The sequence below is a fragment of the Variovorax saccharolyticus genome, from assembly GCF_030316765.1.
GTDB lineage: Bacteria > Pseudomonadota > Gammaproteobacteria > Burkholderiales > Burkholderiaceae_C > Variovorax > Variovorax saccharolyticus.
Genome location: NZ_JASZYT010000009.1, coordinates 166,727 through 180,085 on the forward strand (window position 1 = coordinate 166,727; position 13,359 = coordinate 180,085).

10 protein-coding genes and 1 pseudogene are annotated in these 13,359 nt (G+C 67.1%); 2 read left to right on the forward strand and 9 right to left on the reverse strand.

The features are described from left to right. Positions 1-18 precede the first annotated feature (18 nt). The 4 genes from QTI45_RS25520 to QTI45_RS25535 all read right to left on the reverse strand — a co-directional run bounded on the left by QTI45_RS25520 (position 19) and on the right by QTI45_RS25535 (position 4,678). Complete coding sequence (locus QTI45_RS25520; RefSeq protein ID WP_286656277.1) at positions 19-2,277, reverse strand: PhoX family protein; 2,259 nt, start codon at positions 2,275-2,277, stop codon at positions 19-21. A gap of 129 nt (positions 2,278-2,406) precedes the next feature. Next, positions 2,407-2,931 carry a hypothetical protein gene (locus QTI45_RS25525; RefSeq protein WP_286656278.1) on the reverse strand — a complete coding sequence of 175 codons (525 nt, stop codon included), beginning with the start codon at positions 2,929-2,931 and terminating at the stop codon, positions 2,407-2,409. Between the two features lie 214 nt (positions 2,932-3,145). Continuing rightward, positions 3,146-3,343, reverse strand: a complete 198-nt coding sequence (locus QTI45_RS25530) for a hypothetical protein (protein ID WP_286656279.1) — start codon at positions 3,341-3,343, stop codon at positions 3,146-3,148. A gap of 207 nt (positions 3,344-3,550) precedes the next feature. Then, positions 3,551-4,678, reverse strand: a complete 1,128-nt coding sequence (locus QTI45_RS25535) for a sensor histidine kinase (RefSeq protein ID WP_286656280.1) — start codon at positions 4,676-4,678, stop codon at positions 3,551-3,553. Positions 4,679-5,502: 824 nt separating this feature from the next. On the opposite strand from QTI45_RS25535, the gene QTI45_RS25540 reads away from it, so the two are divergent. Further along, positions 5,503-6,114, forward strand: a complete 612-nt coding sequence (locus tag QTI45_RS25540) for a YdeI/OmpD-associated family protein (protein WP_286656281.1) — start codon at positions 5,503-5,505, stop codon at positions 6,112-6,114. A 520-nt stretch (positions 6,115-6,634) separates the two neighbouring features. Then, positions 6,635-7,693: pseudogene (locus QTI45_RS25545) on the forward strand (porin); the annotation flags it as partial. Between the two features lie 36 nt (positions 7,694-7,729). Here QTI45_RS25545 and QTI45_RS25550 read toward each other — a convergent pair. The 5 genes from QTI45_RS25550 to QTI45_RS25570 are packed head-to-tail and all read right to left on the reverse strand — an operon-like array spanning position 7,730 to position 13,307. Next, the gene (locus QTI45_RS25550) at positions 7,730-8,758 is read right to left on the reverse strand and encodes a uroporphyrinogen decarboxylase family protein (RefSeq protein ID WP_286656282.1); all 1,029 of its coding nucleotides are present in this window, start codon (positions 8,756-8,758) and stop codon (positions 7,730-7,732) included. Between the two features lie 32 nt (positions 8,759-8,790). Beyond that, positions 8,791-9,495, reverse strand: a complete 705-nt coding sequence (locus QTI45_RS25555; RefSeq protein ID WP_286656283.1) for an ABC transporter ATP-binding protein — start codon at positions 9,493-9,495, stop codon at positions 8,791-8,793. Further along, complete coding sequence (locus QTI45_RS25560; RefSeq protein WP_286656284.1) at positions 9,488-11,236, reverse strand: branched-chain amino acid ABC transporter ATP-binding protein/permease; 1,749 nt, start codon at positions 11,234-11,236, stop codon at positions 9,488-9,490. Before QTI45_RS25560 ends, QTI45_RS25555 begins: the two co-directional genes overlap by 8 nt. After that, complete coding sequence (locus tag QTI45_RS25565; RefSeq protein WP_286656285.1) at positions 11,233-12,096, reverse strand: branched-chain amino acid ABC transporter permease; 864 nt, start codon at positions 12,094-12,096, stop codon at positions 11,233-11,235. The genes QTI45_RS25560 and QTI45_RS25565 overlap by 4 nt, the downstream gene beginning before the upstream one ends. Beyond that, positions 12,093-13,307: an amino acid ABC transporter substrate-binding protein gene (locus tag QTI45_RS25570; RefSeq protein WP_286656286.1), complete on the reverse strand. Its 1,215-nt coding sequence runs from the start codon at positions 13,305-13,307 to the stop codon at positions 12,093-12,095. Before QTI45_RS25570 ends, QTI45_RS25565 begins: the two co-directional genes overlap by 4 nt. Positions 13,308-13,359 lie beyond the last annotated feature (52 nt).

Sequence of the window (13,359 nt, forward strand, 5' to 3'; positions counted from 1 at the left end):
GCCCCCGGCCTCCCCGGACTAGAGGCCGATCAGCCCGCCGTCGTTGCGCGTGATCACCACGGTGGCCGAACGCGGGCGCGCCGTGCCGCCCTCGGGCCAGTGGCTGCCGAACTTGGTCGGATCGCTGATGTTGGCGGCCGGCGTGGTCTCGCCCGGGTGCTGGATGTTGACGAACAGCGCGCGGCCATCGCCGGATTCGGCGATGCCGGTGATCTCGCAGTCCTTCGGGCCCACCAGGAAGCGGCGCAGGCCTTCGGTGCCCGGCGCCTTGCCGACGAAGGTCGCCTGCGTGGCGCTGGTGGCACCGTCGACGTTGGTGATGGTCCTCGCGGCGCCGTCGCCGACCTGGCCCGGAAGCGCTGCCAGCAGCATGCAGTTGGTCACGTCCGTGTACTTGCTGTCGTCGGTCTCGAGCCACAGCAGGCCCGCGGTCGCGTGGCTGAACCACATGCCGTCCGGGCTCGAGAAGTCGTTGTCGGCCACCAGCTTCGACAGGTTGACATCGGCCGCCGCGGTCGAGCGGGCGCCGAACAGATAGACATCCCACTTGAAGGTGACGGCCGCCGGATCGCCGTTGGTGTCCGCGAAGCGGATCACGTGGCCGTTCGGGTTGCCCTTCTGCGCGGTCTGGGCCGCGCCCTTGGGATCGTTGTAGGAACGCGGATTCGCCGCATCGGTGCCGCCGACCGGTCGCGCCGTGTTGTTGGTGAGGGTCAGGTAGACCTCGCCGTTCCTCGGGTTGACGGCCGTCCATTCGGGCCGGTCCATCTTGGTGGCGCCGGCCACATCGGCCGCCAGCCGGACGTTGATCAGCACATCGGCCGCGTCCGCGAAAGCGTAGGCCGGATTGGCGGCCGTGATGCCGTTGACGCCGAGCTTGAGTTCGAGCCAGTTGCCGCTGCCGTCGGCATTGAACTTCGCGACGTAGAGCTTGCCGTCGTCCATGTACTTGTCGCCAGCCGCGATGCCGCCGTTGACATCGGCGGCGTCCCAGGCCTTGGTGGAGACGAACTTGTAGACGTACTCGTTCTGGGAGTCGTCGCCCATGTACCAGACCAGCGGCTTGCCGACCACGACCGGGCCGAGGCAGGCGCCCTCGTGGCCGAAGCGGCCCAGCGCGGTGCGCTTCTTGGGCATGCTGCCGGGCGTGAACGGGTCGATCTCGACCACCCAGCCGTAGGTGTTGGCACCGTTGCGGTAGTCGTCCGCGGCGGTGGCGGCACCGGTGATGACCTCGGTGTTCCAGCGGCCGTAGAGATTGTCGGCGGTGTCGGGCGTCACGGTGGCCCAGAGTTCGCGGCCGGTGCCGGCCACGCCGTAGCGGCCGAAGGCCGCGATTTCCTTGGCGCTGCGGTTCAGGTTGTCGCTGGCCACGATGCGGCGGAAGTAGCCGGCCCAGTTCTCCTCGCAGGTGAGGTAGGTGCCCCAGGGCGTGGTGCCGTTGGCGCAGTTGTTGAGCGTGCCGCGGGTCTTGCTGCCGTCGCTCGAGTACTTGGTCTTCAGGTAGTCGGTCTGCGCGGCCGGGCCGGAGAACTGCATCTCGGTCAGCGTGTGGACGCGGCGGTTGAAGCTCGAGTCCTGCTTGTAGCTCCAGGCGCTGCCGCTCTTGCTGACTTCGATCACGCTCACGCCGTGCAGGAAGAACTCGCGCTGCACCTCGTCGGCGACGCTGCGCACCGCCGCGTTGCCGGTGCCGACGATGGTCTGGCCGGTGGGGTGCAGGAACAGCGGCGTGATGGCTTCGTGGTTCATCGCGAGCAGGCCGCGCGCAGCGGCTGCGGGCTCCCACTTGTTCGAGGCGTTGATGCCGAAGAAGGTCATGCCGTCGTGGTGGTCGCCGGCCCGCTTGTCATAGGTGGCGGGCGCATCGGTGCCGTCGTTGAGGTAGGCCGGAACGCCGGCAGCGATCGGGTCGCCGAGCCGGTACAGCACGCTGGCCGTGTAGCCCGCGGGCACCGAGACCACGTCGTCCAGGCTCTTGGGCACCGCGGTGAAGTTGAGCTTGAGGGCCGCCGGTGCGGGTGCCGGCGCGGGCGCCGGAGCCGGCGCGGGGGCCGGAGCGGCCGCCGCCGGCGGCATCGGGAAAACCGAGTTGCTGCCACCGCCGCCACAGGCTTGCAGCAGCGCGACGCTGGCGCTGCCGACGCCGAGGCCGAACAGGTTGCGGCGGCTCAGTCGGGCCTCGACCAGGTCGCTGAAGGAAGGGTTCGAGGTCTTGTTGTAGCCGATGTCGTCCGGGTCGATCAGAGGGGTGTCCGACGGGATGTTCGCAGTCATGCAGAAGTTCTTTCGTGGGTTGACGATCAGGAGATCAACCCACGAAGGTAGGCAGGACCGATGACACGGCCGCGAAAGCCGTGTGTCAGTTGGATGACGGTGCCGCCGCGGGCGGCGGCTCGGCTGCGCTCAATGGACGGCCGATGGCCGCTGCGGGGCCGGCCATGCTGCGGCATCGGCCTGCTCGTCTTCCTCGCGAACAGCGCCATCGGCCAGTACGCGCGCGGCACGCGACGCGACCTCCCCTGCCAGCGCCGCGCCGATCGCGCCGCGCCGCAGCGCATTCTCGGAGGCGCCGGCGTTCGAGCGCTTCAGCAGCAAGGCGGCGACATCCAGCGCCGCAGCGGCGGCGGCGAGGCACAGATGCGCGCCCGCGGTGCAGCGCTGGTCCCGCTGCACGTGCTGCATCTCCTCGGTCGCCACCGGCGAATCGGAGACCCAGTCGACCAGCCGCGCATGCCCATCGACCAGAGAATCGGAAAACACTTCGGTGATGACCTCGACGACCGCTCTCTTCGCATCGTCGATCTTGCCGCTGGCTGCGCTGGACATCTTTTCTCTCCTTCGTGGATGGGGGCCGGAGATGAATCTATCCACCAATCGAGGAGAAATCTGCCGGTCACGCAAGCGTTGGCTGCACGACGACTCGCTCACGACTGGATCGTGCTCGTCCACGCTGGCGTACACAGCTCGCACGTCGATGTGCGCTGCCGTACAGACGGCGCGCCGCAACCGCCGACGTCGAGGCGCAGGAAGGCGCGAGGCAATGGCTGAGAAGCGAAGTCGCGGAGAACATCCCTCTCTTCGATGCGCGCATGGCGGACTGGTTGTCCGGTGAACGCCCTGGTGCTCGACGATGGTCAAGTGGCTAGCGACCTTGACTCAGCCGATGCATTCCTCGCTCGGTCAGATACTCGCGGCCTGTGCGGTCTAGCGACACCAGCCCATGTGAGCTTAGGCGACCGCACAGTTTCCTCGATTCGATATTGGCCGCCGTCCCCGCAAGACCGGCCAGAGTAAGCAGCTTCGCCCACTGTTCATCGTTCAGCTGAATCTTCTTGGCCATGGTTTGCCCCATCGGTTGGTGGTCTATGGGTGACTAGGTTCGCTCAGCGTGCGATGGCTCCATGTCGGGACGGACTACTCAGTGCTCTGGTGCGGAGCCGGTCCGACGCTCACACGGCGTCATCGATCGTCGGCCTTGAACGGACTTTCGACTGTTGGGTTCACCAGCCAAAAAGCAGAACTTCGCCAGCGCAACGTCCCTTTCGTGCTAGTCAAGCGTCCTTCGCGGAAGCTTGATTGTGAAGACACAGCCCGTGCCAGGTACGTCCCGAACGGTCAAAACGCCTCCATCAGCCTCAACGCTTCGTCGCGCGATGGAAAGACCGAGTCCCAATCCACTCTTGTCCTCACCGACTTGAACGAAGGGCTGGAAGATGCGTGAAGCAGCTCCTGGAGGAAGGCCCCCGCAGTGGTCCTTGACGTCGACCAGGACATAGTCGCCTTCGGCACGGGCGCTCAGTGTGACCTCGGTGTGAGCGTGGGTGAACTTCAAGGCGTTCTGCAGCAAGTTCACCACAGCCGCCAGGAGCCGCTCCCGATTGCCGGAGATGCCCAGCGTGGCATCGACCTCGTGGACCGAGAACGTGCAGCCCTTGGCACTCGCGTCGAGCGAGGCGAAATTCTTGGCCTCCGTGACGAACGACTCGACCGAAAAGGCCGGCTCACGAGAGGCTTCGGCTGTGCCCCTGACCTGAGACAGCGACAGGTTGAGCAGGGCCGCCAGCGAAGTCAGGCTCCTCTTCAACACGGCACCGGTGGCACCACCGATTGGAACCCGCCCCGATTCCAGGGCCGAAAATGCAAGCGTTGCGGTGTGCAAGTAGTTCCGTAGCTCATGCACCAGCACGCCCAGGCGCTCGTTCTCCTCGGCGGTCTGCTGAAGCGCGACGCTGGCGTCCCGCCAGATGCCGAACTCGGTGACCGCGTCGGCAATAGCGTTGTCCAAGCAACGGTTCAGCGTGCGAAATTCATCGACGGAGAACGGTGCATCGAGCTCAACGGCCAAGTCGGTGATGGCTTGGCAAAGGTCACCGTAGTCGTGCACCACCTGGTCGACGGAAAACCCAAGGTTCAACAGTTCCTTGCCGTGCGCAGCGGCGCTCAGGCCCATCTCGGACAAGTTGGCTGAGCCACCGCCAGCGGCACCTGAGATCCTGAAGCTCTCGTCGACCTCACCGTTCTCCTGCGCTTCCAGCGTTCTCATCAACTGGTCCAGAAAGATCGGAACGCCGTTGGCGAGCTGCGCAGCCGTGGCTTCCCGCCTGGGCCGCTGAGCAACCTTGGCCTTGCACCGTTCAATGAGCTCTTCGCGGTGGTTGTAGAGGAATCTATGCATATGGTCCTCCATGTGTAACACCGGTTTCGACGAAGTCGAAGCGCTCAGTGGGGAAAATTCGGCGCCCCCGGCGCTTCGGCGAGGCTCGGCCATGAGTTCACATCATGCGCTCTGTGTGCGATGTCGGACGAGAACCGGCCAGGAACCCTGTCCGCGCGGGGCTGACATCGCCATTCCTCGATAGTGGATTCTGCTTTCCCCTCCGGAACAGCGGTTTGACCCAGCTCGGTGAACCCAGTTTCTTGCGCCGCTGCCGACGGCAGGTAGGTCTTCGGCTGCCGTCGCCTGGCCCCCCATGCGCCAGCAAAGAAGCCAACGTCGCGAAAGCGGCCTTGACCTACTGTCGAAGCCCCTTGCGCAAGCGCACGATGGGGCCATGGGCGGCACCCAGAACGACCACCGCCATTCGGGGATGTGCCAAAGAGGAACAGAAGATCATTTCGTCCGGCTTCGACGCGCAGCGACTGGGCCAATGTCGGCATCACACGCATTGCGGACATGCTGGAGCCGAAGCCGAAGGACCGTGATGGGCCCGTCTGCGACATCCACGGTTCACAAGCGAACGGCGGCAACCCGTCTAAAGCACGCTTTCGAGCCTGGCCGTTGAACTGGGCCTACCGGCCGACTGCAGACCTTCGTCATGCCCGCCCAGTTGGCGAGTACCCGACGCCGGTGGCTTCGCCGGCCTGCTACCGTCGGCCAACAGCGGTCCGTCGCGAAGATCCACTCTCGAAAAAGCTGTGTTCTTCCACATCGTGGATGTTCACTGATCCCATTCTGGTCGCGGACGGAAAATGCAAGACCGATCTCTCGAAGCGATGCATATGACCGGCACGAAATCCGACACCGCTGCGACCCTCTTCAAGTCCGCGAAGGCCTTCGACGCGTGGCTGAAAAAGCACCACGCCACGTCGGACGGGTTGTGGTTGAGGATCGCGAAGAAAGGCGCCAGCGAGCCCAGTGTCACCTACCCCGAGGCTGTCGAGATCGCGCTTTGCTGGGGCTGGATTGACGGCCAGAAGAAAGGGCTCGACGACCAGCACTTCCTGCAACGCTTCACGCCGCGGCGCGCACGCAGCATCTGGTCCAAGATCAATGTGGGCAAGGTTGCCGCGCTGATTGAGGCCGGCCGCATCCAGCCCGCGGGACAGGCCCAGATCGACGCCGCGAAGACTGACGGCCGCTGGGGCAAAGCCTACGACAGCGCGCGCACGTCCAGCGTGCCGGACGACCTGCAGGCCGCGCTGGAGGCAAGCCCCAAGGCGAAGGCCTTCTTCGCAACGATCAGTGCGTCCAACCGCTACGCTGTGCTATGGCGCGTGCAGACGGCGGTCAAGCCGGAGACGCGTGCCAGGCGCATCGCCAAGCTCGTGGAGATGCTCGGGCATGGTGAGGTTGTGCACATCTTCAGGCCCAAGGCCAAGGCCTCAGACTGAAGATCACGCGCAGTCCTGCCTGCAGTAGCAAACCGATGGGGCGCCCTGCGACTCGGCGGCGACACGCGCGACCCATTTGACAGCGACTTGGAAGACGCTCCTCTCACCAACGTCCGATTCAAGGCGGGAATCGGTTGTGGGCGAGTTCACCGTTGAGAAGCTCAATGTCGAGACGGCGTACGTGCGGCGCATGAAGTACGGCAGTTCCAGCGAGCGACTTGATTTCTGCTTTGTCCGCTCACGACGCACCACCTGTCAGTTGCGCCTGGCGACATCATTTCCGGACCCAGATTGACCGAGATCGCCTCAATCGGCGCGCTCCCGCCGCCCCCTGCCTATTTGAAGGCGCGACGGGAGGAATGGATCCGAGGTCTTCGAGCGGCTTCAGGTCCTGCCGGTCGGCGCAGAAGGAAACCGCGTAGGAAACTGAAATCTTCGCTGTATCAAACCACTGAAAAGTAGCTTCATCCAAGCGCGCGTTTGCCTAGGGCGCTACTGAAATGTTCGCTGATCTCCTACAGCATCGGCGCAATCCAGCGTCACGCTGTTCGGCGTGATGGATGCGGCCGTGAGCTACCAGACGACCAGCGGCCGCGACCTCACGACCGGCGCGACGCTGACGCAGAGCCAGACGGCGCTGCGCAACTCCGGCTACAACGCGAGCCGCCTGGGACTGCGCGGCACGGAGGACCTGGGCGGCGGCCTGTCGGCGAGCTTCTGGCTCGAAGGCGCATTCAACAACGACGACGGTACCGGCAGCGCCACCGGCGGTGGCCTGAACTGGCAGCGCCGCTCGACCGTGAGCCTCGCGGGCGGCTTCGGCGAACTTCGCCTGGGCCGCGACTACACGCCGACCTACTGGAACGACACGGTCTTCGACCCGTTCGGCACCAGCGGCTCGGGCGCCAACGTCATCTACTCCGTGAGCAACAGCAGCGGGCTGGCCAATGCGAACTACATGCGCAGCAGCAACACGCTGGCCTACTTCCTCCCGTCGAATCTCGGCGGCTTCTACGGCCAGGTCTCGTACGGACTGAACAAGAACGTCGACGTCTCCAACGCGGCGACGAACAGCAACGCCGGGCGCTACGCGGGCGGCCGCTTCGGCTATGCGAACGGGCCGCTGGACGTCGCGGCCTCCTACGGCCTGAGCACGGCGGTCGACACGATCGCGAGCCGCCGCGAAGTCCAGACCGCGAATCTCGGCGCCAGCTACGACCTCGGCCCGGTCAAGCTCTTCGGCGAACTCTCGCGCGTGGTCAACAAGTCCGACAGCGGCCTGGCCACGGTCGACGACAAGTACGACGACTACCTGCTCGGCGCCTCGGTTCCCGTGGGTGCCGGCCTGATCCGCGCCTCCTACTCGTCCGTGCGCTTCGGCGACGGCGCGGCGGGCGTGACGGGCAGCGACCCGCGGGCGTAGAAGTTCGCGCTCGGCTATGTCCACAACCTGTCGAAGCGCACCGCGCTCTATGCCACCGTGGCGCGCGTGAACAACCGCAACGATGCCGACTACACCGGTGCGCTGAGTTCGGCGATCACCGCCGGCTACGACTTCGGCATCCGCCACAACTTCTAGGGCTAAGGCCGGGACGGGCGAGGCCCGCGAAGGGCCTCAGGCGGCGCCGTGCTCCGCCCGCAGCAGCTTCGCGGCCGCCACCATCGCGCGCAGCTTGGCGGTGGCCACGTCGCGCGCCAGGTACTTCATGCCGCAGTCGGGCGCGAGGATCACGTTCTCGGGCTTCACGTAGGGCAGCGCACGGCGGATGCGTTCGACGATGGTCTCGACCGTCTCCACCTCGGGCGTCGACAGATCGATACAGCCCACCATCACCCGCTTGCCGTCCAGCGCCTGCAGCGCCGAGCAATCGAGGTGCGACTGCGCGGTCTCGACCGACACCTGCCTGCAACTGCATTGCGCCAGTTCGGGCAGGAAGGAGTAGCCGCTGGGCCGCTCGTGGATGATCGCCGCGTAGCCGAAGCAGATGTGGACCGCGGTCGTTCCCGTGATGCCGTCGAGCGCGCGGTTCAGGGCCGCGAGGCCGTACTGCCGCGCCTTCTCGGGCCGCGCCTGCATGTAGGGCTCGTCGATCTGCACCACGTCGGCGCCGGCGGCGAACAGGTCGCGGATCTCGGCGTTGACCGCTTCGGCATAGTCCATCGCCGCCTCTTCCTCGCTGCCGTAGAAGTCGTTCTGCGCCTGCTGCAGCATCGTGAACGGACCGGGCACCGTGATCTTCACCTGCCGGTCGGTGTGGGCGCGCAGGAACTTCAGGTCCTCGACCTCGACCGCGTGCCGGCGACGGATGCGGCCGACGATGCGCGGCACCGGGTTCGGATGGCCCGAACGGTCGAGCGCCGAGCCGGGGTTGTCGAGGTCGACGCCGTCGAGCGCGGTCGCGAAGCGGTTCGAATAGCTCTCGCGCCGGATCTCGCCGTCGCTCACGATGTCCAGGCCCGCCTCCTCCTGGGCCCGGATCGCGATCAGCGTGGCGTCGTTCTGCGCTTCTTCCAGGTACTGCGGCGGAATGCGCCAGAGCTCACGCGCCCGCACCCGCGGCGGGAAGCGGCCCGCGAGCCTGGCACGGTCGATCAGCCAGTCGGGCTGCGGAAAGCTGCCGACGATGGTGGTGGGGAACAGCATGCTCATCTCCAGAGGCTGGTGAAAGAAAAAGTTCAGACGCCCAGGTAGGCCCGCTGGATCTCGGGCCGCGACAGCAGTTCCTGCGGAGCCCCTTCGGCCACCACGCGCCCCTCCTCGAGCACGTAGGCGCGCTGCGAAACCTCCATCGCCATCACGACGTTCTGCTCGACCAGCAGCACCGACATGCCGCCCGCATTGATGCGCCGGATGGCGGCGAACATGTCGTGCACGATGCGCGGCGACAGCCCGAGCGAGGGCTCGTCGAGCAGCAGCAGGCGCGGCCGCGCCATCAGCGCACGGGCGATCGCGACCATCTGCTGCTGGCCGCCCGACAGTTCGCCCGCCGGGCTCGCCAGCTTCTCCTCGATGACCGGGAACAGGTCGATCACCTGGGCCAGGGTCTGCCGCCGTTCGGACTTGGCCTTCGGCAGGTAGCTGCCGAGCTCGAGGTTCTCCAGCACGCTCATGCCGGTGAAGAGCCGCCGGCCCTCGGGCACCAGCGCGATGCCGGCGTCGCAGAAGCGGTGCGCCGGCAGCTGCGTGATGTCGCGGCCGTCGAGCGAGATGCTCCCACTGCGCGCCCGCAGCATGCCGGCGATGGTGTTGATGAGCGTGGTCTTGCCCGCGCCGTTGGGTCCGACCACGCACAGCAGCTCGCCGTCCCGGACGTCGAGCGAGACCGACCACAGCGCCTGCGCGGCGCCGTAAGCCACCTGGAGATCGCGCACTTCAAGCATGGGCCTTCCCCAGGTAGGCGGTCATCACCTCGGGCCGGTGCATCACGTCGCCCACCGCGCCTTCGGCCAGCAGCTCGCCGTGGTTCAGCACCACGATCCTGTCGGTCAGCGCCATCACGGCGCGCATCACGTGCTCGACGAAGACGATGGTCGATCCCTGGTCGCGGATGCGGCGGATCAGCGCCACCGCATCGTCGATCTCGCTCGGCGTCAGGCCGCAAAGCACCTCGTCCAGCAGCACCAGCCGCGGCCGCGCGGCGAGCGCGCGGGCCAGTTCGAGGAACTTGCGCTGATGCAGGTTCAGGTCGTCGGGCCGGGCGCCGGCCTTGTCCTCCAGGCCGGTGAACTCGAGCCAGCGCATGGCCTGCCTGCAGGCCGCGGCCGGGTTGCGGGCCGAGCCGCCGAACATCGTCGCGACCGCCACGTTCTGCAGCACGCTCAGGTGGCCGAAGGGCCTCGGGATCTGGTAGGTGCGCGCGATGCCGCTGCCCGCGATGCGATGCGCCGGCAGGCCGTTCAGGCAGCGGCCCTCGAACCAGATCGCGCCGGCGGTCGGCGCGAAATGGCCGCTGACCACGTTGATGAAGGTCGACTTGCCCGATCCGTTCGGACCCAGCAGGCCGAGGATCTCGCCGCGCCGCACCTCGACATCGACGCCGCCGAGCGCGCGCACGCCCTTGAACGCCTTCGACAGGCCCTCCACGCGCAGCAGCACATCGCCGCGCGCTCCCGCGGTCGCCACGCTGCGCACCGGCGCCTCGGAGACTGGGGTCGGGCCGGTCGGCACGGGCATGGCCGGCGCGCGCTTCCAGACCCGGCGCAGGCGCTCGAGGATGCCGTCGGGCATGAACAGGATCGCCGCGATCAGGATCACGCCGATCATCGCCTTGCCGGCCACGGCGTGATCGGCCGCCGTGAAGCTGTAGAGCAGGCCGGTGATGGCGATCGCGCCCACCGCCGGCCCGGCCCAGTGGCGCGTGCCGCCGAGCACGCTCATCAGCACCACGGTCAGCGGCACCGTGATCGTGAACACATCGCCGGCCGTGACGTAGGAGAGGAACAGCGCGTGGATGCCGCCGGCCATGCCGGCCAGTGCGCACGAGATCGCCAGCGCGAGGAGCTTGTAGCGGTAGGTGGGCACGCCCAGCACCTCGGCGGCGTCCTCGTCGTCGTGGATCGCGAACAGCCCGGCACCGAACTTCGACACCTGGATGGCCCAGGCGATCAGCAGCGTGGCCACGGCGGCGGCCAGCGCCAGCAGGTAGAAGGCGGCCGAGGGCGTGGGCCCGATCTTCGGCACCGGCACCGCGGCCAGCGAGACGCCGTTGCCGCCGTCCAGCGGCGTGTTGACCACGATGGTGCCGATGACGAAGGTGATCGCCAGCGTCAGCAGCGCGAACAGCTCGCCGCGCACGCCCTTGACGCGGAACACCACGGCGCCGAGCGCCACGCCGAGGACCGCCGCGACGCCGGCGGCCGCCGGCAAGGTCCAGAGGAAGGGCCAGTCGTAGCGCGCCATCAGGTTCGCGCTGGTGTAGATGCCGGCGCCGAAGAAGGCGCCATGGCCGAACGAGAAATAGCCCGAGTAGCCCGACAGGATGTTCCACGAGGTCGCCAGCACCACCCAGTGCAGCATCAGGTAGAGCAGCGAGTCGTAGAAGGCCGGCAGGCCCAGCTGCGGCACGAAGGCCAGGGCCGCGCCGGCCAGCACGATGACCCACGGGGTTCGTTGGAATCTCATGCGGTCTTTCCGGGTCGCAGGACGAGGATCACGATCAGCAAGGTGAACGAGACGATCGGCGCCCACGATGGCGCGGTCACCGCCATGGTGATCGCCTCGCTGATGCCGATCACGGTGCCCGCGACCAGCGGCCCGAGCGCGCTGCCCAGGCCGCCCAGCATCACGGCCGCGAAGACGACGCCGACCCAGGCGTACATCTGTGACGGCGCCAGCGTGAAGCTCAGCGCCAGGCACACGCCGGCGACGCTGGCGAGCGCGGCGCAGGTGCCGGCCAGCGCCAGGCCGAGCGCCTTCTGGTTGACGCCGAAGGCCGCGGCCACCGGCGCGTCCTGGGCGGCGGCGCGCATCGCCCGCCCGAGGTCGGTGTAGCGCAGCAGCGCCCAGACCGCGAAGCTGAGGCCGACCGCCAGCACCAGCGTGATGAGTTCGGGCACCGGCACGAACAGCCCGGCCAGCTTGAACTTCTGCTCCGCGTAGCTTGATTCGAGCTTGCGGAAATCGGCGGTCCAGATCGACTGGATCACGCTCTCGGCGATGCCGGTGAGGCCGAAGGTCAGCAGCAGCGAATTGAAGGGCGTGACCTGGAAGCGGACCATGACCCAGTGCAGGCCGGCGCCGAGCGCGAAGAAGGCCGGCACGATGACGATCATCGTCAGCAGCGGGTCCATGCCCATGGTCGAGAGCTGGTAGCAGAGGTACGCGGCCAGGAAGGCGAACGCGAAGTGCGCCAGGTTGATGAGCCGCAGCAGGCCCCAGCTCAGGCTGAGGCCCAGCCCCATCAGGCCGTACAGCGCACCGACGAAGATGCCCGACAGGATGGACTGGGACAGCAGCGAGAGGCTGGGCAGCGTGAAGTTCACGGCGCGAGCAGCTTGGCGCCACCGGAGGTGACTTCCTTGGGCCACACCACGACCCACTTGCCGTCCTGGATCTGCTTGATGCGCATCAGGTCGTCGCCGAAATTGCCGGTGCCGTCGAAGCGCAGCTTGCCCTGCAGGGTGTCGACCTTGTTGGTCTTCAGGTAGTTGGCGATCGCCTTGTCGTCCAGGCTCTTGGTGCCGACGACGCCGGCCTCGAGGATCTGCCATGCGGTGTAGGAAGCAGCGGCCTGGGTCTCGACCGAGGTGTCGGTGAAGCCGGCCTTGGCCGCACGCTCGCCGTAGATCTTCACGAACTCGGCGGCGCCGAGGTTCGAGGTGAAAGGCGGCTGCCCTTCGAAGATGGTGGCCGAGAGCGCGTTCTTCGCGTCCGGCGACGCCAGCAGCGGGCCCGGCGCCGGATAGAGATAGAAGTGCTGCGGCGGCAGATAGTCGATCTTCTTCATCGCGTCGAGCAGCAGGTTGCCCTCCAGCCCGATGGCACCGACCCAGACGAAGTCGGGCTTGGCATCCTTCACCCGGTTGGCGATCGGTCCGAAGTCGCGGTTGCCGAAATCCCATTCGAGGAACAGCACTTCGGTCAGGCCGCGCTTCTTGAGCACTTCGCGCGCGCCCGCGCTCATGAACTGGATCGAGGGGAACTTGCTGGTCACCACGGCCACGGTCTTCGGCGGCTTGGGCGAGGCCGCCAGCGCATCGAACAGCGTGTTCGGCACCGTGGTCGCCGGGTCCGACCCGATCGACCAGGCCGGGAACTGCATGTCGTACTTGGCCAGCGACGGGATGCCCAGCGTGTGGTGCACCAGCACCTTGTTGTAGCGCTGCGCCACGCCCATGGCCGACAGGATCGCGCCGGTCGCGTACGGCCCCATCAGCAGGTCGACCTTGTCGGCCGTCACCAGCTGCTCGTACAGCGTGCGCGCGAGGTCGGGCTTGGACTGGTCGTCCTTCACCACCCACTCCACCGGCCGGCCCAGCAGGCCGCCGCGCTTGTTGAGCTGCTCTATGTAGATCTCGCCGACCAGCTTGTGGATCTGCGCCGTCGCCGACAACGGGCCGGTCAGCGCCAGCGTGCTGCCGATGCGGATCGGCGGGCCCGAGGGCTGCTGCGCGAAGGCGAAGCCGCTCGCCGCCAAGGCAATGGCGGCCACTGCCGCGCGCCGGTCGAGTCCTGAGAGTTTCACGGTCTTCATGGTGGCTGTCTCCTGTAGGTTCTTGTGAGCGAAGCGATGAGCGTGGGAGCAA

What these genes read in the sequence shown, in the direction of transcription:
- QTI45_RS25555 (WP_286656283.1), bottom strand. Translation starts at nt 9,495, where the DNA reads ATGCTTGAAGTGCGCGATCTCCAGGTGGCTTACGGCGCCGCGCAGGCG.
- QTI45_RS25560 (WP_286656284.1), bottom strand. Translation starts at nt 11,236, where the DNA reads ATGAGATTCCAACGAACCCCGTGGGTCATCGTGCTGGCCGGCGCGGCC.
- QTI45_RS25535 (WP_286656280.1), bottom strand. Translation starts at nt 4,678, where the DNA reads ATGCATAGATTCCTCTACAACCACCGCGAAGAGCTCATTGAACGGTGC.
- QTI45_RS25570 (WP_286656286.1), bottom strand. Translation starts at nt 13,307, where the DNA reads ATGAAGACCGTGAAACTCTCAGGACTCGACCGGCGCGCGGCAGTGGCC.
- QTI45_RS25540 (WP_286656281.1), top strand. Translation starts at nt 5,503, where the DNA reads ATGACCGGCACGAAATCCGACACCGCTGCGACCCTCTTCAAGTCCGCG.
- QTI45_RS25550 (WP_286656282.1), bottom strand. Translation starts at nt 8,758, where the DNA reads ATGCTGTTCCCCACCACCATCGTCGGCAGCTTTCCGCAGCCCGACTGG.
- QTI45_RS25520 (WP_286656277.1), bottom strand. Translation starts at nt 2,277, where the DNA reads ATGACTGCGAACATCCCGTCGGACACCCCTCTGATCGACCCGGACGAC.
- QTI45_RS25530 (WP_286656279.1), bottom strand. Translation starts at nt 3,343, where the DNA reads ATGGCCAAGAAGATTCAGCTGAACGATGAACAGTGGGCGAAGCTGCTT.